The sequence below is a fragment of the Novosphingobium mathurense genome, assembly GCF_900168325.1.
GTDB lineage: Bacteria > Pseudomonadota > Alphaproteobacteria > Sphingomonadales > Sphingomonadaceae > Novosphingobium > Novosphingobium mathurense.
This window is the reverse complement of sequence record NZ_FVZE01000008.1, coordinates 75,519-94,812: the sequence shown is the minus strand read 5'-3', so window position 1 is coordinate 94,812 and position 19,294 is coordinate 75,519. Positions and strand designations below refer to the sequence as shown.

General features: G+C 63.4%; 19 protein-coding genes and 1 tRNA gene. 8 read left to right on the top strand and 12 right to left on the bottom strand.

Going from position 1 to position 19,294, the window contains the following annotated elements; genetic code table 11:
* Positions 1-243 precede the first annotated feature (243 nt).
* Complete coding sequence (locus tag B5483_RS23560) at positions 244-672, top strand: hypothetical protein (protein ID WP_245829395.1); 429 nt, start codon at positions 244-246, stop codon at positions 670-672.
* A gap of 16 nt (positions 673-688) precedes the next feature.
* Positions 689-2,074, top strand: coding sequence for a hypothetical protein (locus B5483_RS19015; RefSeq protein WP_139384068.1), 1,386 nt, complete (start codon positions 689-691; stop codon positions 2,072-2,074).
* Positions 2,075-2,154: 80 nt separating this feature from the next.
* Here the strand turns inward: B5483_RS19015 and B5483_RS19010 are convergent, their stop codons facing one another.
* From B5483_RS19010 to aspS, 8 genes are all read right to left on the bottom strand, one after another.
* Entirely contained in the window at positions 2,155-3,639 is a 1,485-nt protein-coding gene (locus tag B5483_RS19010; RefSeq protein WP_245829393.1) for a tyrosine-type recombinase/integrase, read from the bottom strand.
* 25 nt (positions 3,640-3,664) lie between these two features.
* Positions 3,665-3,741 (bottom strand) — tRNA-Met (locus B5483_RS19005).
* A gap of 96 nt (positions 3,742-3,837) precedes the next feature.
* Positions 3,838-4,374, bottom strand: a complete 537-nt coding sequence (locus tag B5483_RS19000) for a 2'-5' RNA ligase family protein (protein WP_245829391.1) — start codon at positions 4,372-4,374, stop codon at positions 3,838-3,840.
* A gap of 73 nt (positions 4,375-4,447) precedes the next feature.
* Positions 4,448-5,422, bottom strand: a complete 975-nt coding sequence (gene mltG, locus B5483_RS18995; RefSeq protein ID WP_054946990.1) for an endolytic transglycosylase MltG — start codon at positions 5,420-5,422, stop codon at positions 4,448-4,450.
* A gap of 28 nt (positions 5,423-5,450) precedes the next feature.
* Positions 5,451-6,713 (bottom strand): beta-ketoacyl-ACP synthase II, encoded by a 1,263-nt coding sequence (gene fabF / locus B5483_RS18990; RefSeq protein WP_054946989.1) that lies wholly within the window; start codon positions 6,711-6,713, stop codon positions 5,451-5,453.
* A gap of 172 nt (positions 6,714-6,885) precedes the next feature.
* Complete coding sequence (locus B5483_RS18985; RefSeq protein WP_007013838.1) at positions 6,886-7,122, bottom strand: acyl carrier protein; 237 nt, start codon at positions 7,120-7,122, stop codon at positions 6,886-6,888.
* 88 nt (positions 7,123-7,210) lie between these two features.
* Positions 7,211-7,636: a VOC family protein gene (locus B5483_RS18980; protein ID WP_079731539.1), complete on the bottom strand. Its 426-nt coding sequence runs from the start codon at positions 7,634-7,636 to the stop codon at positions 7,211-7,213.
* A gap of 166 nt (positions 7,637-7,802) precedes the next feature.
* Positions 7,803-9,629, bottom strand: a complete 1,827-nt coding sequence (gene aspS, locus B5483_RS18975) for an aspartate--tRNA ligase (RefSeq protein ID WP_079731538.1) — start codon at positions 9,627-9,629, stop codon at positions 7,803-7,805.
* A gap of 215 nt (positions 9,630-9,844) precedes the next feature.
* On the opposite strand from aspS, the gene B5483_RS18970 reads away from it, so the two are divergent.
* From B5483_RS18970 to B5483_RS18960, 3 genes are all read left to right on the top strand, one after another.
* On the top strand, positions 9,845-10,906 hold the full coding sequence (locus tag B5483_RS18970; RefSeq protein WP_079731537.1) for a hypothetical protein: 1,062 nt from the start codon (positions 9,845-9,847) through the stop codon (positions 10,904-10,906).
* A gap of 73 nt (positions 10,907-10,979) precedes the next feature.
* On the top strand, positions 10,980-12,224 hold the full coding sequence (gene rnd / locus B5483_RS18965) for a ribonuclease D (protein ID WP_079731536.1): 1,245 nt from the start codon (positions 10,980-10,982) through the stop codon (positions 12,222-12,224).
* Positions 12,221-13,117 carry a hydrogen peroxide-inducible genes activator gene (locus B5483_RS18960; RefSeq protein WP_054946984.1) on the top strand — a complete coding sequence of 299 codons (897 nt, stop codon included), beginning with the start codon at positions 12,221-12,223 and terminating at the stop codon, positions 13,115-13,117. Before rnd ends, B5483_RS18960 begins: the two co-directional genes overlap by 4 nt.
* A gap of 60 nt (positions 13,118-13,177) precedes the next feature.
* Here B5483_RS18960 and pgsA read toward each other — a convergent pair whose 3' ends face one another.
* Positions 13,178-13,771: a CDP-diacylglycerol--glycerol-3-phosphate 3-phosphatidyltransferase gene (gene pgsA, locus B5483_RS18955; RefSeq protein ID WP_054946983.1), complete on the bottom strand. Its 594-nt coding sequence runs from the start codon at positions 13,769-13,771 to the stop codon at positions 13,178-13,180.
* A 121-nt stretch (positions 13,772-13,892) separates the two neighbouring features.
* On the opposite strand from pgsA, the gene B5483_RS18950 reads away from it, so the two are divergent.
* A complete protein-coding gene (locus B5483_RS18950) occupies positions 13,893-15,206 on the top strand; it encodes an MFS transporter (protein WP_079731535.1) in 1,314 nt (437 codons plus the stop codon).
* Between the two features lie 26 nt (positions 15,207-15,232).
* Here the strand turns inward: B5483_RS18950 and B5483_RS18945 are convergent, their stop codons facing one another.
* The 3 genes from B5483_RS18945 to B5483_RS18935 form a co-directional block, all read right to left on the bottom strand.
* The gene (locus tag B5483_RS18945) at positions 15,233-15,457 is read right to left on the bottom strand and encodes a hypothetical protein (protein ID WP_054946981.1); all 225 of its coding nucleotides are present in this window, start codon (positions 15,455-15,457) and stop codon (positions 15,233-15,235) included.
* 176 nt (positions 15,458-15,633) lie between these two features.
* Positions 15,634-15,816 (bottom strand): CsbD family protein, encoded by a 183-nt coding sequence (locus B5483_RS18940; protein ID WP_054946980.1) that lies wholly within the window; start codon positions 15,814-15,816, stop codon positions 15,634-15,636.
* Between the two features lie 130 nt (positions 15,817-15,946).
* A complete protein-coding gene (locus B5483_RS18935; RefSeq protein WP_079731534.1) occupies positions 15,947-16,360 on the bottom strand; it encodes an EVE domain-containing protein in 414 nt (137 codons plus the stop codon).
* A gap of 79 nt (positions 16,361-16,439) precedes the next feature.
* Between B5483_RS18935 and B5483_RS18930 the strand changes: the two genes are divergently transcribed.
* Together B5483_RS18930 and B5483_RS18925 are read left to right on the top strand one after the other, a co-directional pair.
* Entirely contained in the window at positions 16,440-17,375 is a 936-nt protein-coding gene (locus B5483_RS18930) for an isopenicillin N synthase family dioxygenase (RefSeq protein WP_079731533.1), read from the top strand.
* Positions 17,376-17,522: 147 nt separating this feature from the next.
* On the top strand, positions 17,523-19,235 hold the full coding sequence (locus B5483_RS18925; RefSeq protein WP_079731576.1) for a putative bifunctional diguanylate cyclase/phosphodiesterase: 1,713 nt from the start codon (positions 17,523-17,525) through the stop codon (positions 19,233-19,235).
* Positions 19,236-19,294: the final 59 nt, after the last annotated feature.

Below are 19,294 nucleotides of genomic sequence, written 5' to 3'. Positions count from 1 at the left end.
CCTGCCACTCATTAAGACGCTGCCAGCGAGGCGGCGCCCGGATTGCCCCATGATCACCCCTGAATAGTGCGCCAAGTGGCTCCTAGGTAGAACGAAAAGTGAATTTCTCCCCAACCTCCGTGCCTGGCTGTCGGGCTGGCGCTTACGCCTCCCCCTCTGACACCCAACGTCGAACGCCGGACAGCCTGCTCAGGGAAGCGCGCTAAGCGGCGGGAGCGGCAGCAGCGGATCCCAGACGGCATTGTGCCGGCGCAGCAGCTGATCGGCGATATTGGGCATGTCGGCAAAATGCTGCGTCTCGAGCCGGTCGAGATGGACCGCGGCGATCCGGTCGAACAGCGCGTAGCAGATCTGGTCGTTGTTGTGGCGGCTGCGATAGGCGATGCCGTCGAGGCCTTTGTCGTAAAAGGCGAGCGACTCCTATCGCGAAAATCTCGGGGAACGCTGGTCGACGGGGCGGACGAACGCGGACGAGCCTTCTCCGCGCGTCAAATCCGCCTAAGTGGATGGCTGATACCGCGGGCGTCCCGCCATCAAGCTGGAATTGAACGTGCAAACTCTCGGGCAAAGGGCCTATCGGCTCAAGCTTGCGAAATTGATTTCGAAGTCATCGCTTCTCGACATTGTCGGAATGACATGGTGCGCTTGGGCCATCCAGAACGGGCATACTGACGCCGCGCGACGCTATATGCGCTTCGCGCCGGACCATATGAATGGGGATGCCGGCTCGCCTTACGTCCTCTACCCGTGGCAGTTGGAGACCCTCGTAAACGAGGCCTTGGTCCTTCCGCACATTCCGGATCGGCGCGGACGCATTTTGGTGACAGAGAACTTCTCGACGATCCATGCGCTGACGAAGCTGATCCAGCGAATAGAAGAAGCGGATGATCGCCGCTTCCTCGAGAACAACCATGTTCTCTACGAGGTTCACCGCCTGTCGCAGCGGCAATTCGAGTGGCAGCGCGGCTTTACCAACCAACCGAGGTTCTACCGCGCCGTCCAGCTTTTTGGGCAAGGACAGGTAGGTGCCTATTTCGCCGAGCAGGTCGGCTGCTCGGTACCCGAGTTCATCGAGGCGGCCTTTTATATCTTTTGCGGAAGCTGCAATTCCGCCTCAGGGACATGGTCGAACTATGGCGATGTCGGTGGCGTTAGCGCGGCATTGATCGAGACCGTGCTCGATCGGATCTCGCTTGGTCCGGCGAATGCCCGAGCGATGGCGAAGGAGTTGCGTGGTTACGACGAGCATATCGGCTACAAGCCCAGTGTCCTGCGCCGCCATCCAATCCTCCGCTTTGGAATGCCGGATGTGGACGCGATCGCGCCGCTTCCGCCGTTGATCCTTCAGCGGGCGACATCGGGCCTGTTCTTTGACATCGTCGGCGGCGAAGGCGCGATCTGGGATGAGGTGGGCAGCAGATTCGAGCAGTATTGCTCGCGCTATCTCGCGGCGATGCTCGACGATTACGATGTCGGATCCGAATACCGCTACGGGACCAAGAAGCGGCGCTTCGACACCCCCGACATTCTCGTTTCAAAGGGCGAGACCGTGCGCCTCGTGGTGGAATGCAAGGCGAAGCGGATGCCGATAACGGCGCGTTTCTCCGGCGATCCGGTCAGCAGCGCCGCTTCGGCGTATGAAGAGATCGCCAAAGGCGTCTTCCAGGTTTGGCGCTACTTCTCCCATGCCCGGCGAGGGCTCCTTCCCCGGCCGGCGGCCGAGGATTGCCTGGGCATGGTGCTCACCGCCGACCCCTGGCTCATCATGGCTCAGAAGCTGCACCCGGAGGTAATGGCGATAGCCAACCGCATCGCCGACGAAAAGGATCCGGACATCATCGCGACAGACCGACCGCGCGTGCCGGTCGTGCTGATCGACGAGCTCGAATATCTCCTTCAAAATGCGACGGCCGAGACCCTCCTTGCTCGCCTCGCCATGCTTTCGAACGACACCTCGGGTTGGGAATGGTCCCTCGTTCACGGGCTCGATGACAAGGTCTCGCGTCCCTACCCCTTCTCGGGAGAACTGCGCGAGCTGCTTCCCAAAATCTATGGGACGCCATTTCGTCGTTAGGCATTCTCGTGGATCAAGAGTCCAATTGAGGTGATGCGCACGTTCGCAAGGAGCGCAAGCGCCCGTATAAATTTGTGTCGTTACGGGGTGTGGAGCAGCGTCCCATCGCGAGTCACCAACCTGAGACCGTGATACCGCGGGTGCGCAGGTAAATTTGCGACTTCTGCCGCTTCGGCCCCCGAATCGATGCAGCCCGCTTGGCCAGGCATGCCGCGCTTCTCGATCATATCGGCCCAGTCCTGAAGCATCCGCTTGCGCGCGCTGAGATAGAGCGCGCTGTTGTAAGCGCCGCGCACCTCGTCCTCATCCTCATGGGCGAGCGCCATTTCGATCCAGTCCGGCTTGTAGCTTTCGGCTTCGTTCGCCCAGGTCGAGCCGAGTCCACGAAACCCATGCACCGTCTGGCGATGAAGATACCCCATCCGGTAGCAGGCATAGATCATCGTGTTCTCGGAAATGGGCTTTCCGGGCTTGGCGCCGGGGAAGAGGAACACGTCGTTCGTCGCCTTCAGGCGCCGCTGGACGATCGCCGCGGCTTGGCGAGACAGGGGGACAAGATGCTCGCGCTCCATCTTCATGCGCTCCGGCGACAGCCGCCACAGCGGGTTCGGTCCGTAGAGATCTTCGAACTCGTCCCTGGCCGCAAAGCGGGTTTCGCTGGTCCGCACCCAGGTCAGCAACGTGAACAGCAGCGCGTCGCGGGTGATCTCACGCCGGCGAGGCGTGTCGTCGCCATCGTAGGCGAAGATCGCCTGCACCAGCTTTGGAAATTCCGTGAGAGGCACGCGCGCCATATGTTTGACGGGCGGCTTGGGTTTGAGCGCGTCATTCAGCCCCAGCGTCGGATCGACACTCGCCCAGCCGCTCGCGATCGCGAAGCGAAAGACCTGACTGACGCCCTGCTTGAGGCGTCGGGCGATATCGAGCGCCCCACGCGCTTCGACCCCTCGAATCATGTCCAAAATCTCGGGCGCATCGATTTCGACAATCGGACGCGTCCCGATGACGGGGAAGACGTCGCGCTCCAGCCGGTTGATCACGCGCTTGGCATGGGCAGGGTCGAGCCCCTCGACGCGATTTGCATGCCAGGCCCGGGCAATCTCTTCGAACTGCTTGAGGGCGATCCTCTGCTTTTTCGCCTGCTTCTTGACCTCGGCAGGGTCTTTGCCTTGATCGAGCAGCAGCTTGGCCGCGTTCCGCTTCTCGCGCGCGATTGCCAGAGTGACGACAGGGTATTTGCCGAAACTCAGCAGCTTCTCCTTCCCGTCGAAGCGGTATTTCAGGCGCCAGAGTTTCGATCCGCTCGGCTGGACGAGCAGGTGCAGGCCTTCTCCATCGGACAGCTTATAGGGGCGCTTCCGCTTGGTGGCGTATTTGACCTCGAGTTCCTTCAAAGCCATTTGGGGGTATCGCCTGTTTTGGGGACAGCGGAAAAATACCCCCAAAATACCCCCAATCCAAATCGACGTGGGTGGTCGCAGCGGGTCGCAACGGGACGTTGGCGATTGCGGCGAGACGCGAGAAATATTTGATTTATTTGGAAAAATGTCCGCCGGTGGCCGCAATGGGTCGTCGGCGGAAAATGAGGGATGGTAGCGGAGGAGGGACTCGAACCCCCGACACGCGGATTATGATTCCGCTGCTCTAACCGGCTGAGCTACTCCGCCATACCATATGGCCTGTTCCGGCCGCCCCGGTTTGCCCGGGGCAGGCCGCGTCCTTTAGGGGGGAGGTTGGGATCGGTCAACACCTGAAATGCGGAATTATCCGCGAAAAGGAATCGTCCTGATTTCACGCCACAAGCCGTCCTCCCAGGCGTAGAGACCGAAGCCGCGAAAACGGAAGGTGACAGGCTGCAATTGCGGGGCCAGTTCGGCCTGCAGCCCCCTCGCCGCCTCGCCCGTCACCTTGTTCTGGATCGTGATGTGAAGGCGTAGCGGCCTTGCGTCCTGGTTGGTCAGCAGGCCGTGCATCCGCTCGGCAATCACGCCGTGCATTTCGACGACCTCGCGCGATTCGACCGCAAGCGCGGTGCCATGCCCCAATTTCATCAGGCCGGTCATGCGCGCTGGCGGTGGCGGGCTTGCGGCAAGGTCCTTCAGGACCTGCACCAGTTCCTCCTCCACGGAAGCCGGAAGGGCATGAAACAGGGTAACATGGGCGCGCAGGCGGTTGCGTTCGGGAGGATAATGTGCGCGGCGCAGGCCGTCGGCCCAGAACAGGACGTCTGGCGGAAGTTCGGCCGTGACCAGCAATGGCGCCCCGGGCTTGCGCGCGGGGCTCAGGGTCTGTCCGGGCAAGTTTACACCGATGTCTGGCCTCCTTGGATTGCGCGCCTTCAGTGGCGTGCCCGGCAGCCTAGCGCATCAGGCTTCAGAGTTCACCGCGTTGACGACGGATCGCAAACCACTTCTTCACGTTGTCGTTATGCTCGGCGAGCGTCCCGGCAAAGGCATGGCCGCCGGTGCCGTCCGCGACCATGTAGAGGGCATCGGTCCGGGCAGGGTGCAGGACCGCCTCGATCGAGGCGCGGCCGGGATTGGTTATCGGATGCCTGGGCAGGCCGACCATCGTGTATGTATTGTAGTCGTTGACCGCCTGGATCTCGGATTGGAGGATGCGGCGGCCCAGCGGCTTGCCCCTGGTGATCGGGTAGATGATCGTCGGGTCCGCCTGCAACAGCATGCCTTCCTTGAGGCGGTTCGAATAGAGCCCAGCCACCATGCGCCGCTCGGAAGCCTTGCCGGTTTCCTTCTCGACGATCGAAGCGAGGATCAGGGCTTCCTCGGGCGTCTTCACGACGAGGTCCTTGCCACGCTGCGCCCACAGTTCGTCCATCGTACGGGCCATAGCCGCCTGCATCCGGCGCAGCACGTCCTCGCGGCTGTCACCCGACTGGTAGGCATAGCTGTCGGGCAAGACCGAGCCTTCTTCGGGCACCGAGACTTCGCCGGTCAGTTCCGGCGTCGCCATCAAACGCTCCTGCACCATGATCGAGGGCATGCCCTCGGGAATGGTCACGTAGCGGCGGATCACGTCATCGCTTGTGATGATGTCCAGCACCCGCGAGGGGCTTGCGTGGGCGGGAATGGCGAACTCGCCCGCCTTGATCGCACCGCCGCCGCCGAAGATGCGCGCGCGCAGCGCAAAGCCAGAGGCAGAGCGGATGACGCCCTGCTCTTCCAGCCGCTCGGCAACGGCCGTGAGGCTGGCGCCCGCCGGCACGATGAAGTTGCGATCCTTCTCGAGCGGGCCGGAACCGAACCAGCCGCCCAGAAAGCTCCAGAGGGCCAGGAGGACGGCCGCGGCAATCACCGCGGCCAGAACCCATCCGCGCCGGGACATCATCGGCCCGTCCGCTCCATCGGCTATCGCCTCAGTCGATCTTGCGCATCACCAGGCTGGCGTTGGTGCCGCCGAACCCGAAGCTGTTGTTGAGCACGGCGCGCACTTCGCGCTTCTTCGCGGTGTGCGGCACGAGATCGACGCCCTGGCAGCTCTCGCTCGGGTTATCGAGGTTGAGCGTGGGCGGCACGATCTGGTCGCGCAGCGCGAGGATGCAGAAGATCGATTCGACCGCGCCCGCGCCGCCGAGCAAGTGGCCGATCGCCGACTTGGTCGAGCTCATCGAAACATCCGCTATGGCGTCGCCAAAGAGGCGGCGCACCGCGCCCAGCTCGAGCTCGTCGCCAAGTGGCGTCGAAGTGCCGTGGGCGTTGATGTAATCGATGTCCTTGGGCTCGACACCGGCCTTGCGCAGCGCCATCGCCATCGAGCGGTACGCGCCCGAGCCTTCGGGGTGCGGCGCAGTGACGTGGTAGGCGTCGCCCGACAGACCGTAGCCGATCACTTCGCAGTAGATCTTGGCGCCACGAGCCTTCGCGTGCTCGTACTCCTCGAGCACGACGACACCGGCGCCCTCACCCATGACGAAGCCGTCGCGGGCCTGGTCGTAGGGGCGGCTGGCCTTGGTCGGATCGTCATTGAAATTGGTCGACAGCGCACGGGCCTGCGCGAAGCCGGCAATGCCGATCGGGCAGATGGTGCTTTCGGCGCCGCCTGCCAGCATGATGTTGGCATCGCCATCCTTGATCATGCGCGCAGCATCGCCGATCGAGTGGGCGCCGGTCGAACAGGCGGTAACGACCGCGTGGTTCGGACCCATCAGGCCGTACTTGATCGAGACCTGGCCCGAGATCAGGTTGATCAGGCGTCCGTGGACGAAGTGCGGCGAGACACGGCTCGGGCCCTTCTCGGCCAGCACGAGCGATTCGCTTTCGATGCCAGGCAGACCGCCGATACCCGAACCGATCGAGCAGCCGGCCATGAGGCGGGTTTCCTCGTCCATGTCAGTAAGACCGGCGTCTTCGATCGCCTGGCCCGCAGCATCGATACCGAAGACGATGAACGGATCCACCTGACGCTGGACCTTGTGGTCGACGCGCTTGTTGGCGTCGAAGCCATAGTCGTGATCGGCCGGCTTCACTTCGCAGGCGATACGGCATTTCTGGTCCGAGGCATCGAACTTGGTGATCGGCCCCGCGCCGCTCTTGCCGGCGAGGATATTGGCCCAGGTGGTCTCAACATCGGCACCCAGCGGGGTGACAAGACCAAGTCCGGTAACGACGACGCGACGCATTCATGCTCTCCAAAAATGCAGTTGGCCGGTAATGCATCTGGCCAGGGTAATTCAGTTGGCCGAAACGGCAACAGGCCCGCCCCTTAGAGGTCGAGCCTGTCGATATCAATCCGGGTTCCGGTATCCCGCCCCCTGACACGCGTCAGGGAAGCGGCGAAACCGAAGGACTGGCTCAGCCCTTGTTCTCTTCGATGTACTTGATCGCATCGGAAACGGTGCTGATCTTCTCAGCAGCATCGTCCGGGATCTCGACGCCGAATTCTTCTTCGAAGGCCATGACCAGCTCGACAATGTCGAGGCTGTCTGCGCCCAGATCGTCGATGAAGCTTGCTTCTTCGGTCACCTTGTCGGCTTCGACGCCGAGGTGCTCAACGACGATCTTCTTAACCCGATCGGCGGTATCGCTCATTTGAATAGACCCCTTCTCAATCCGGAGGATAAAATCTCGAAAGTCGCCCTAATGAGAACGAGTCGAGCTGGCAAGCCTCCCGCTGAACTTAGGAGGATGTCGGCACGGTGACATACCCCCTGTTATCCACTGTCCAGGCGGGATTCCAGGCAATTTCCCAGGCATGGCCATCGGGATCGGCAACGTAGCCGCGGTAACCGCCGTGGGTTGGACTGTCCGCGGCCCGCAACAGCGAGGCCCCGGCAGCAACCAGCCGGGCGATCGTGGCATCGACCGCCTCGGCGCTTTCCACGTTGTGCGCCAGTGCAAAGCTGCCGGAACCGCCCGCCTCGCGCTGCATGTCCTGAGCCAGATCGTCGCGCCCCCAGATGCCGAACACGAAGCCGTTCATCTGGAAGAAGGCCACGTCGTCCATCTCGAAGGCCGGCTGCCAGCCGAACCCTTCGCGATAAAAAGCCTTGGACCGCCCCATGTCGGCGACGCCCAGCGTGACAAGTGCAATCTGCTGCTTCATCGTGCAAGCTCCGGGCTGTGCCGGAACGACCACCGTTCCGGTTGCAAGGCCATGGGGCTCGCCGACCGGCTGCCTGGTCGCGCACGGCCCGGACCTTCTGCCCGGGCGGATGCGCGGGCCGACTCAACCGGAGCCGGCCTACCCATTTCAGGCTGGAGCCAGTCTATCAGCCCGCGTCGGGAGCGACAACGTGGCCCGGCGTGGAGGCAGCGGGCTTAACCGGATCGACCACGCGCAAGTGCAGTTCGCGAAGCTGCTTGAGTTCGGCCGGCGACGGCGCGCCCATCAGCAGGTCTTCGGCGCGCTGGTTCATCGGGAACAGCGTGATTTCGCGCAAGTTCTGCGCACCGCACAGGAGCATGACGATGCGGTCGACGCCCGCGGCCATGCCGCCGTGCGGCGGGGCGCCGTACTGGAAGGCGCGGTAGAGACCGCCGAAACGATCTTCGACGTCCTGCTTCGACAGGCCGACCTTCTCGAAGGCCGCGACCATCAACTCGGGGCTCTGGTTACGGATCGAGCCGGAAGCGATCTCGTAGCCGTTGCACACGAGGTCGTACTGGAACGCCTTGATCGTGAGCGGGTCCTGCGAGGTGAGCGCGTCCATGCCGCCCTGCGGCATCGAGAACGGGTTGTGCGCAAAGTCGACCTTCTTGTTGTCTTCGTCCCATTCGAAGAACGGAAAGTCGACGATCCAGCACAGCTCGAAACGGTCCCTGTCGATCAGGTCAAGCTGCTCGGCGACGCGGGTACGGGCGAGACCGGCGAGCTTGGCCGCCTGCTCTTCCTTGCCCGCAGCGAAGAACACGCCGTCGTTGGGGCCAAGGCCCAGCGCCTCGATCAGCGCCGCGGTCTTCTCCTCGCCATGGTTCTTGGCGATCGGGCCGCCGGGGACGCCGTCCTTGATGTTGATGTAGCCAAGGCCAGAGAAGCCCTCGCCGCGCGCCCAGTTGTTCATCTCGTCGAAGAACTTGCGGCTGCCCGCACCGGCGCCCGGCGCCGGGATCGCGCGGATCTTGCCGCCGTTCTCGACGATGCCGGCGAAGATGCCGAAGCCCGAGCCCCGGAAGTGATCGGTCACGTCCTTGATGATGATCGGGTTGCGCAGGTCCGGCTTGTCCGAACCGTAGTCCAGCATCGACTGGGCATAGGGAATGCGGCGGAATTCGCCCGAGGGGGTGACCGGTTTGCCCTTGGCGAACTCGGCGAAGACGCCCTGGATCACCGGCTCCATCGTTTCCCAGATTTCCTCCTGGGTAACGAAGCTCATCTCGAGGTCGAGCTGGTAGAATTCGCCCGGCAGACGGTCGGCGCGCGGGTCTTCGTCGCGGAAGCACGGCGCGATCTGGAAGTAGCGGTCGAAACCGGCGACCATCAGCAGCTGCTTGTACTGCTGCGGGGCCTGCGGCAGCGCGTAGAACTTGCCCGAATGGATGCGGCTGGGCACGAGGAAGTCGCGTGCACCCTCGGGCGAAGACGCGGTCAGGATCGGCGTCGAGTACTCGGTGAAGCCGATGCCTTCCATGCGGCGGCGCATGTCCGAGATGATCCTGGTGCGCGTCACGATGTTGGCGTGAAGCGTCTCGCGGCGCAGGTCGAGGAAGCGGTACTTGAGGCGGATGTCCTCCGGATACTCCTGCTCACCGGCAACCGGCATCGGCAGCTCCTCGGCCCTCGACAGCACCGTGGCAGCGCGCGCATAGACCTCGATCGCGCCGGTCGGCAGGTTCGGGTTCACGGTCGCCTCGGTGCGCGCCTTCACGCTGCCCTCGATGGTCACGACACTTTCGAGGCGCAGCGAATCGAGAATTTCGAGCGCGGGGCTGTCCGCGTCGGTCACCACCTGGGTGATGCCGTAGTGGTCGCGCAGGTCCACGAAGAGAACGCCGCCGTGGTCGCGCTTGCGATGCACCCAGCCGGACAGGCGGACGGTCTGGCCGACATCGGCCGCAGTCAGGGCGCCGCAAGTGTGGGAGCGATAGGGATGGGTCATGGCGTTGTCGCGCTTCTTCTCAAGAAAACTGGTTGCAAGCGCAGCCCCCTAGAGGACTGCCGCCACGATTTCCAGATGGCGTTTGCCGTGAGCCGATTTCCGGCCCCGCTTGAGGGCCTGCACACGGTCGGGCGTTACCCGAAATTAATCCCGTAACCCGAAATAAACGATTGCACTTCTATCTGCGATCCTACGGGTCATCAGGAGACAATAACATGCTGGCCGAAATCACGATCGACGGAATGGTCGATGAGGAATTCCGCCACGCCATCGAGGTCCTACTGCGCGAAGGCCAGGCCGAACAGGCGGAAACCTGGCTGCGAAGCCGAATCGCCATGGTCAGCTGCCCCGGACTTCCCCTGCCCGAACGATTCCCGCAGCTTACCTCAGCTGACCTGTCGATCACCGGATGGGAAGACATTGCCGGACGGCTGGCGCATCTGGACACGCTCGGCGCACCGATCACCGCCATTGGCATCGACCTCAGCGACCCGGACCACATCGGCCTGTCGCCCGAACCTTCCGGCCTGATGCCGCTGCACGTCGAGACCCACTACTACACCGATGACGCCTGGCCCTTCTCGCGCTGCGACCGCGCTTCGCTGACGGGCGGCTACGTTGGCTCCGGAAGCCGCTGGACGGATCGATTCGTCGAAGTGGACGACACGATCGGCATTGCCGGTATCGACGATCTCTATGGCGCCGTCTTTGCGCTGGAGCATCGCTGCCGCCCCGGCGGCGATGCCAGCGAGCAAGAGCGCCGCGCCTATATGCTCGGCGCCAGCTTCATCGCCGTCCTGGCCCATATCGCGATCCGCGACACCGCCATGCGCGAAGGCCTGCCGCGTCCGATGGCGGTTCTGGTCGGCAGCAACGAATCCTATCCTTTCGTCTCCGCCCCGGCAGTGGCCGCGCCCAGCGCCTTCGTGTGCGCACCCACACCGCAGACGGTACCGATCCCGGGCCCGGTCGCCGAGACACCCGCCCCCGACTACGGCAGCTTCGCACCGGCGGCCCATCAGCCGTCGCCCGGCTTCGAAGAAGCCTTCGAGGACCCTCGCCCGTTGGAGGAAACGGCGGCTCTTCTGGAACTGCGCGAACTGGCAGATCCGGGCGCCGATCCGGGCGTGGAACCCGAAGCCTGGGAACTTCCGGAAGTGCCGTCGCACACCACCGGCACGCAGTTACGCAGGCGAATCGTCACTCCCGAAAGTATCGCCGAACTCGAAGCCTTGGAAAAACCGGGCCTCTTCCAGAGAATATTTCGTCGCAAATAGTGGGGGAGGCTTCCCCCAAACCTTGTGAGAGAGCGTTGATCCTGCGTCCTGTTAGGCGTAACGCCGCTGTTCAATGATCATTCATCCGCTCATAACCCAGACCGAAGATCTCGCAGCCCTGTGCGAACGCCTGGCAAAATCCGATTTCGTCAGCGTCGACACAGAATTCATGCGCGAGAACACCTATTGGCCCGAACTCTGCCTCGTGCAGATCGCCAATACGGAGGAAGCCGCTGCGATAGACCCGATGGCCGAGGGCCTCGACCTGTCGCCGCTGCTCGACCTGCTGACCGACAACGAGGAAGTCCTGAAAGTCTTCCACGCGGGCGGGCAGGACGTCGAGATCATCTTCAACGCGACCGGTCGCACCCCGCACCCGATCTTCGACACGCAAATCGCAATGATGGCGATCAGCCAGTCGGAGCAGATCGGCTATTCCAACCTCGTCGAATCCTGGCTCGGCCTGACGATCGACAAGGGCGCGCGCTTCACCGACTGGTCGCGCCGTCCGCTCACCGAGCGGCAGATCGAATATGCCATCGGCGACGTCACCCATCTTTCCAAGATCTTCCCGAAGATCCTCAAGCGCCTGATCAAGACCGGGCGCGGGTCCTGGCTCAACCAGGAGATGGAAAAGCTCGCCGATCCGGAGAACTACCGCAACGATCCGACCCAGGCGTGGAAACGGATCAAGGCGTCTGGACGCAATCCGGCCATGCTCGGTCGCCTCAAGGCGATCGCCGAATGGCGCGAACATGAAGCGCAGGGCAAGAACATCCCGCGCGGTCGCATCGCCCGCGACGAGACGCTGGCCGACCTTGCCAACCACCCGCCCAAGCAGCAGTCGGACCTCGCCAAGGTGCGCGGCCTGTCGCAAGGCTGGAAGGACAACGAGATCGGCAAGCGCCTGATGGCGACGATCGCCAAGGCCCAGCCGCTTCCCGACGACGAGCTGCCGCCGCGCGCACCGCGCGGTGCCCCGCTCGGCAAGGAAGGCGCGCTCGTTGCCGACCTGCTCAAGCTGCTGGTGAAGATCCGCGCGCGCGAGATCGACGTTGCCGCCCGCCTGCTCACCCGCAGCGACGAGCTGGAACTGCTCGCAGCCGGCGTGCGCAAGAACCTGCCGATCCTGCAGGGCTGGCGCTACGAGGTCTTCGGCAAGGACGCTCTCGACCTGGTCGAAGGCAAGCTGGCCTTCGCGGTGGAGAACGGCCGCCTCAAGATGACCCACGTCGATGACGAAAGGCCGCAGGAAGCGGCCGAGGAAACCGGCGAGATGGCTACGGCAGAGGAAGAAGGCGGCCAGGCCACCGGATGACCGTCTACCAGCCCACGCTCAAGCAGCTGCAGTACCTCGTGGCCCTGCACGAGCACGGGCATTTCGGACGCGCCGCAGAAGCCTGCTTCGTCTCGCAGTCGACGCTTTCGGCGGGTCTGCGCGATCTCGAGGCGCTGCTGGACGTGACGCTGGTCGAGCGCACCAAGCGCGCGGTACGCTTCACCCCGCTTGGCAATGCCGTCGTCGCCAAGGCGCACCGCATCCTGCGCGAGACCGAGGAACTTTCCGAACTGGTCCAGTCGAGCGGCAAGCCGCTCTCGGGCGAAGTCCGCATGAGCGTGATCCCGACCATCGCACCGTTCCTGCTTCCCCGGATGCTGCCGCGCCTGCGCCGCGAAAGGCCCAACCTCAAGCTGTTCCTGCGCGAGGAGCCCAGCGCCGCGGCGATCGAATCGCTGCATCACGGCCGGGCCGACTGCGTCCTGCTCGCCCTCCCCTACACGACCGGGGAAGTGGAGAAGGAGACGATCGAGCTCGACGCTTTCTACGTCGCCTTCCCGCACGATGACCCGCGCAATCCGCCCGAGGAAGTCGCGCCCGACGTCATCGACGAGAACCGCTTGCTGTTGCTTGAGGACGGGCATTGTCTCAAGGACCATGCGCTGGCTGCCTGCAACCGCCCGGAGCTGCGCGCCAGCGCGACGATGATCGGCACCAGCCTGCACACGCTCGTCCAGATGGTCGACAATGGCCTCGGGCTGACGATGCTGCCCGAAATGGCGCTCGACGCCGGCATCCTCAACGGCACAAACGTCGTTGCACGCCCCCTCGTCTCGCCCAACGCCAACCGCGAGATCGCGCTGGTGTGGCGCAAGAACTCCCCGCGTTCGGACGAATTCCGGATGCTGGCGGACGAATTGCGGGCGGGATAATCCCGAGGCGATCCTCTGGGAATGCCGGTATCGCGACGATGGCCCGACCGGGCCACCGCGTCAGTCCATGTGCTTGAGGCCCACGCGCATGTAGTCCCAGCCAGTGATGATCGTCAGCGCCGCCGCCGCCCAGAGCGTCGTCAGGCCGACGGTATGCGGCAGGTTGATCTCGATTCCCGCGAAGGGCACGTTCCACCAGGGCATTGCCCCGCCGAGGATCAGCGCGCCCAGCGAGATCATCTGGAAAGCCGTTTTCCACTTGGCAAGCTTGCTGACCGGAACCGAGACCTGCAGCGGCCCGAGAAATTCGCGCAGGCCCGAAACGGCGATCTCGCGCACGAGAATGATCAGGCCTGCGATGACGTGCATGTCGCCCACATAGGGGCCGCGCAGGATGCCCTGCGCCGTCAGCACGAGGATGACCGCAGCCACCATGATCTTGTCGGCGATCGGGTCGAGGAAGATGCCCAGCTTCGAGACCGTCCCGCTCGACCGGGCGAGATAGCCGTCGAAATAATCGGTTATGCCCATGAGGCAGTAGAGCCCGAAGGCCAGGCCGTATCCGAACTCCCAATTCGGCCACCACAAGAGAAATGCCAGAAGCGGCACGGTCAGGATGCGTGACAGCGTGAGGAGATTCGGCAATGTGAGCATTCAGGCAATGCCCATAGCCGGTAACGCAGGGAGGAATAAAGTGCCGATCAGGGGTTGTGCCCCTCGCCCACCGCTTTAAGTGTCCGCGCACCAGAATTAGAGGCCGGTTGCAGATTAACAGATGACAACGACGTCAAAACTCATTCGGGCCCGACGTTTCCTGCCGCTGTTCGTCACACAGCTTCTCGGCGCGTTCAACGACAACCTGTTCAAGAACGCGATGGTCCTCTACGTCGTCTACAGCGTCTACAACTCCGAGGCCGATGAAGCCCGGTTCAGCGCGCTGGCATCGGCGATCTTCATCATTCCCTTCTTCGCGCTCTCGGCACTGTCCGGCCAATTGGCCGACATGCGCGACAAGGCAAAGATCATCCGCATCATCAAGTTCTGCGAAATCGTGATCATGCTGGTGGGCGGCGCCGGACTGGCACTCGCGTGGCAGGGCATCGGCCTGCACACCATCGCGATCCCGCTGATGCTGCTCGCGCTATTCGCGATGGGCGTCCATTCGACCTTCTTCGGCCCGATCAAGTACGCCATCCTGCCGCAGCACCTGCGCGATGGCGAGGTGCTTGCGGGCACCGGCCTCGTCGAGGCAGGGACCTATATAGCGGTGCTGGCCGGTACCATTGTTGCGGGGTGGATCAGCGTCGATGCCGCGGCGATCAGCGTCTTCGTCGTCGCCTGCATCGGCTATGTCGCCGGACGGCAGGTCCCGCCCGCACCGCCGATGTGCAAGCCCGAACCGCTCGACTTCCATATCTGGCGTTCCTCGATCCAGCTTGTGCGCACGACGATGCAGGACAAGCGGGTGTTCCTGGCCATCTGCGCCATCAGCTTCTTCTGGGCGATCGGCACGGTCCTGTTCATCCAGTTCCCGCCGCTCGCCAAGAACATTCTGGCCGCCAGCAAGGAAGTCGCCAGCCTGTTCCTGGTGATGTTCTCGGTCGGCGTTGCCATCGGCTCGATTGCGATCAACGCCCTGCTCAAGGGCACCGTCTCGGCCCGCTTCTCTCCGCTCTCGGTGATCGGCATGGGCCTGTTCCTCTTCGCGTTCGAAACCGTCTGCAGCGCCTGGCCCCCCCACGGTGCGCCGGGCGAACTGATGAACGTGGCCACCTTCCTCTCGCAACCGCTGGCGGTGCCGCTGTTGCTGACGCTTCTGGGCATTGCCGTATGCGGCGGCATGTTCGTGGTGCCGCTCTATGCCTTCCTGACCACTTTCGTGGACAAGTCGCAGACCGCGCGCACGGTCGCCGCCAACAATATCGTCAATTCCGGCGCGATGGTGATGGGCTCTTTGCTGACCGGCCTGCTGACCCTGCTCGGGCTTGCGATCGTCCAGCAATTGCTTGTCGTGGCGGCCTGCTGCGTCGCTTCCGCCTGGCTCGGCTACCTGCTGTTTCGCGCAGAAAAGGCCGCAGAAGCGGCCTGACATTCACCCCCGGTGGAACCGCCCCGTCAGGCGATGAAGACGAGCATTGCGACCAGCGATGCGCAATAGGCCTGCAGGAAACTCTGCCAGTCCCCGCCTGTCATTTTCCAGCGCAACTTGGCCAAGGCGTTGTCCTGCTGCACCTCCTGACCCAGCGGCGCCAGCCGCACGTGGGCCGGAAGCGAACGCCGGAAGGGATGCCGGGCGGCTTCATCGGACAGGACAAGGGCGCGTCGCTTCATGGCTTTCATGAGGCGGAAATTAAGACTTTGTTTACTTTTGCCGCAAGCCGCTTGTCGCACCCCTCCCAAAACGGGACGGCTCGCGCGGGGAGGTATAACGGCGCTGCAACCCATGACCCGGGAACGCAAAAGGGCCGCCTTGCGGCAGCCCTTCAACCGGTTTCCTTGCGGAACCTGCATGCGGCCTAGACCTTGTCGCCCAGCGCGCCCTTCACCTTCCCCTTGAGGTTCTGCAGTTCGCCCTTTTTCTCCTGGGCCCTGCCTTCCGCTTCGAGGGAGGGATTGTCAGTCGCGTCGCCTGCAGCCTGCTTGGCGTTTCCGGCGATTTCGTTGCCAAGGCCCTTGGCCTTGTCCTTCAGTTCACCCATTTCATTATCTCCTTGTTTCAGAGTAATAAATTTCCTTCCGAGACACGGATGAAACGGGCTGAATGGCGATCCGGTTGCCGTGGTCGCGCCCGGCCGTTCTGCAGGCGCGACCAATCAATTCACCGCAAGCTCACCCACCGGACTTGGCGATGAGGTAATCCCATTCCTCAGGCGTGATGACCGCAACCGAAAGCCGCGAAAGCTTGACCAGTTCGATCTCGGCCAGTTCGGGATCGGCCTTGATCTCCTTGAGCGTGACAGGATTCTTCAGCTTGCGCACCGGCTTGACCTTCACGGCCGCCCACTTGCCTTCCGGGTCGGTGGGATCGGCAATCCCCGCCTTGCTGATCGTGACGATGCCGACGATCTCCTTGCCGATGTTCGAATGGTAGAAGAAAGCCTCGTCGCCCACTTCCATCGTGCGCAGGTTGTTCGCCGCGCGGTGGTTGCGCACGCCGTCCCAGGTGCCTTCGCCCTCTTCGACGAGGTCGTCCCAGCTGTATGCGTCGGGTTCTGACTTCATCAGCCAGTAGCGCTTGGCCATCTTTCGCCTTTCCGTTTCGACTAAAGCCCAGAAACAAATTAGGTAGGCCGCATAACGATTCACTACGGAATGCACCACCATGGACCTTGCCGAAATCCCCGTCCTCAGCCTCGACGCCGACCGCGAGGCCCTGCCCGCGCTCATCGGCGAGAGCTTTCGGACCTTCGGTTTCGCCATGGTCCGCGATCACGGCATCGACCGGGACCTGATCGACCGCGCCTGGGAACTGACCCGGGAGTTCTTCGCGCTGCCGGTCGAAACCAAGATGCACTACTTCAAGGCCGGCCAGGGCGGGGCGCGCGGCTACACGCCGTTCCGTACCGAAGTCGCCAAGGGCGCGACGGAGAAGGACCTCAAGGAGTTCTGGCACATCGGGCGCGACCTGCCTGACGGTTCACCGCTCGCAGCAACCATGCCGCCCAACGTCTGGCCCGCAGAAATCGAGGACTTCCAGAAGACCTTCACCCGGCTCTACGCGGCTTTCGACAGGGTCGGCGCCGATCTGCTCTCGGCGATCGCCATCGACCTCGGTCTCGATGCGCGCTGGTTCGACCCTGCCATCGAGGACGGCAACTCGGTCCTGCGCCTGCTGCACTACCCCCCGGTCGGCGGCGATGCCGGCGGCGCAATCCGGGCCGGGGCGCACGAGGACATCAACCTCATCACCCTGTTGCTGGGAGCGCAGGAGGCCGGTCTCGAACTGCTTGGAAAGAACGGCCAGTGGCTCTCGGTGGCGCCGCCCGAAGGGGCGATGGTCGTCAATATCGGCGACATGCTGCAACGGCTGACGAACCATGTCCTGCCTTCGACCACGCACCGCGTCCGCAATCCTGCCGGAGATCGCAGCACGCACAGCCGCTTCTCGATGCCGTTCTTCCTGCACCTGCGCAGCGATTTCCGCTTCGTTACCCTTCCCCAGTGCATCAACGCGGAGAACCTGGATCGCTATCCGCAAGCGATCACCGCTGACGACTATCTGCAGGAGCGTCTGCGCGAAATCGGACTTATCGCATGATAACAGGCGGTTGAGAGGCCTTGATCGGGTACGGTGACAAGGCCCCTCCACGACAATAACGGCAGGCTTTACGGAAATTTCAGCTTAACCCGGTAAATACCCCAGCACATTCCAGTTCCGGGGGGATTTTCGGTGACAGCAACCAAGGTGGCAGACATTCAGGACGTCTGCGCCGATCACGCAGAGGACCGTCAGATCGACGTCGTCGCACTCGGCATTGTCACCGCCGCGATCCTGCTGTTCGTCGCGACCGGCAGCGAAGTCGGTCCCGCCGTCGTGCGCTCGATCCTCGAGCGCGGCCCCGGGCCGGACAACTTCATCCTCAACGCCTTCCTGCTCAACATCGCCATCATCATCTTCGGCTGGAGCCGCTATCGCCAGCTCTGCGACGAGATCAAGCTGCGCAAGCGCGCCGAGCGGCAGGCCCGCCTGCTGGCCGAGACCGATCCGCTGACCGGCTACCTCAACCGCCGCAGTTTCAACACCGGCGTCGCCAAGCTGCTGGCGGACAACCAGGTCGACGATCGCGCGGTCGTTCTGATGATGATCGACCTCGACAACTTCAAGCAGATCAACGACTACAATGGCCACAAGACCGGCGACCTCCTGCTGCAGGAATGCGCGCGCCGGATTTCGGCGAGCCTGCCCCAGCAGGCGATCATCGGCCGAATCGGCGGCGACGAATTCGCCGTCGCCCTCGCTTTCGACACGGGTCGCGACGAGTTCCTCGACCAGACCGCGGAATCCCTTGTCGACCGGATGAGCCGCCCGATCGCCATCGAGGCCCTGCGGCTCGAAGTGACCGCCTCGGTCGGCCTCGCCCGATCCGACCTGCTGGGCATCGACGACCAGTTGCCCGATGCACGCACGCTGCTCGAGCGCGCCGACATCGCGATGTACCACGCCAAGCGCCGCGGCCGGAACAGCTACTACTGGTTCGAAGCGCAGATGGCGGACGAGATGCGCTTTCGCAGCGAGATCGAGCACGGCATCCGGCAGGGCATCCCGCGCCAGGAATTCGTGCCCTTCTACGAACAGCAGATCGACCTGCAGACCGGCAAGCTGATCGGCTTCGAGATGCTCGCACGGTGGGATTCGCCCAAGTTCGGCATCGTCGCGCCGGACCTGTTCATTCCCATCGCCGAAGAGATCGGTGCCATTGCCGACCTGTCGGAAAGCGTGATCTCGCAGGCGCTCGAGGACGCCAAGACCTGGGACGATCATCTCACCCTCTCGGTCAACATCTCGCCCTTGCAACTGCGCGATCCCTGGTTCGCCCAGAAGCTGATCAAGCTGCTGATCGAGGCGAAATTCCCGCCGCACCGGCTGGAAATCGAGATTACCGAATCGTGCCTGCACCAGAACATCGCCCAGGTCCGCTCGCTGATCACCAGCCTCAAAAATCAGGGCATCAAGGTCAGCCTCGACGATTTCGGCACCGGCTACAGCTCGCTCGCGCAGCTTCGCAGCCTGCCGTTCGACCGCATCAAGATCGACCGCAGCTTCGTCTCCAGCCTTGTCGACAACAAGGACAGCGCCGCAATCGTCAATGCCATCGCCCAGCTCGGCAAGGGTCTGGACATGCCGATCACTGCCGAAGGCATCGAGAACGGCGCGGTGCTTGAACGGCTGATGGAATTCGGCAGCATTACCGGCCAGGGCTACTACTACGGCAGGCCGCAACCGGCCCGCGAAGTCAGCGAATGGCTGGGCGGCATCGAACTGATCGCCAACCGCCAGTTCCTCGAAAGCGAACTGCCGCAGCTACGCCGCAGCGCTGCGCCGGATCTGCCCACCGCGCAGGCGGACACGCAGGACACGCCTGCCGATCCCGCAATCAAGCCGGCAAAGCGCGCCTGACCAGCGCTTTTCCGACGCATCACCACTGGACCTGAAGCCCGCCAACGCATAGATCGCGC

What these genes read in the sequence shown, in the direction of transcription:
- B5483_RS18945 (WP_054946981.1), bottom strand. Translation starts at nt 15,457, where the DNA reads ATGAAAGCCATGAAGCGACGCGCCCTTGTCCTGTCCGATGAAGCCGCC.
- B5483_RS18935 (WP_079731534.1), bottom strand. Translation starts at nt 16,360, where the DNA reads ATGGCCAAGCGCTACTGGCTGATGAAGTCAGAACCCGACGCATACAGC.
- fabF (WP_054946989.1), bottom strand. Translation starts at nt 6,713, where the DNA reads ATGCGTCGCGTCGTCGTTACCGGACTTGGTCTTGTCACCCCGCTGGGT.
- aspS (WP_079731538.1), bottom strand. Translation starts at nt 9,629, where the DNA reads ATGACCCATCCCTATCGCTCCCACACTTGCGGCGCCCTGACTGCGGCC.
- B5483_RS19015 (WP_139384068.1), top strand. Translation starts at nt 689, where the DNA reads ATGCGCTTCGCGCCGGACCATATGAATGGGGATGCCGGCTCGCCTTAC.
- B5483_RS18950 (WP_079731535.1), top strand. Translation starts at nt 13,893, where the DNA reads ATGACAACGACGTCAAAACTCATTCGGGCCCGACGTTTCCTGCCGCTG.
- rnd (WP_079731536.1), top strand. Translation starts at nt 10,980, where the DNA reads ATGATCATTCATCCGCTCATAACCCAGACCGAAGATCTCGCAGCCCTG.
- B5483_RS18930 (WP_079731533.1), top strand. Translation starts at nt 16,440, where the DNA reads ATGGACCTTGCCGAAATCCCCGTCCTCAGCCTCGACGCCGACCGCGAG.
- pgsA (WP_054946983.1), bottom strand. Translation starts at nt 13,771, where the DNA reads ATGCTCACATTGCCGAATCTCCTCACGCTGTCACGCATCCTGACCGTG.
- B5483_RS18960 (WP_054946984.1), top strand. Translation starts at nt 12,221, where the DNA reads ATGACCGTCTACCAGCCCACGCTCAAGCAGCTGCAGTACCTCGTGGCC.
- B5483_RS18940 (WP_054946980.1), bottom strand. Translation starts at nt 15,816, where the DNA reads ATGGGTGAACTGAAGGACAAGGCCAAGGGCCTTGGCAACGAAATCGCC.
- mltG (WP_054946990.1), bottom strand. Translation starts at nt 5,422, where the DNA reads ATGATGTCCCGGCGCGGATGGGTTCTGGCCGCGGTGATTGCCGCGGCC.
- B5483_RS18980 (WP_079731539.1), bottom strand. Translation starts at nt 7,636, where the DNA reads ATGAAGCAGCAGATTGCACTTGTCACGCTGGGCGTCGCCGACATGGGG.
- B5483_RS18970 (WP_079731537.1), top strand. Translation starts at nt 9,845, where the DNA reads ATGCTGGCCGAAATCACGATCGACGGAATGGTCGATGAGGAATTCCGC.
- B5483_RS18985 (WP_007013838.1), bottom strand. Translation starts at nt 7,122, where the DNA reads ATGAGCGATACCGCCGATCGGGTTAAGAAGATCGTCGTTGAGCACCTC.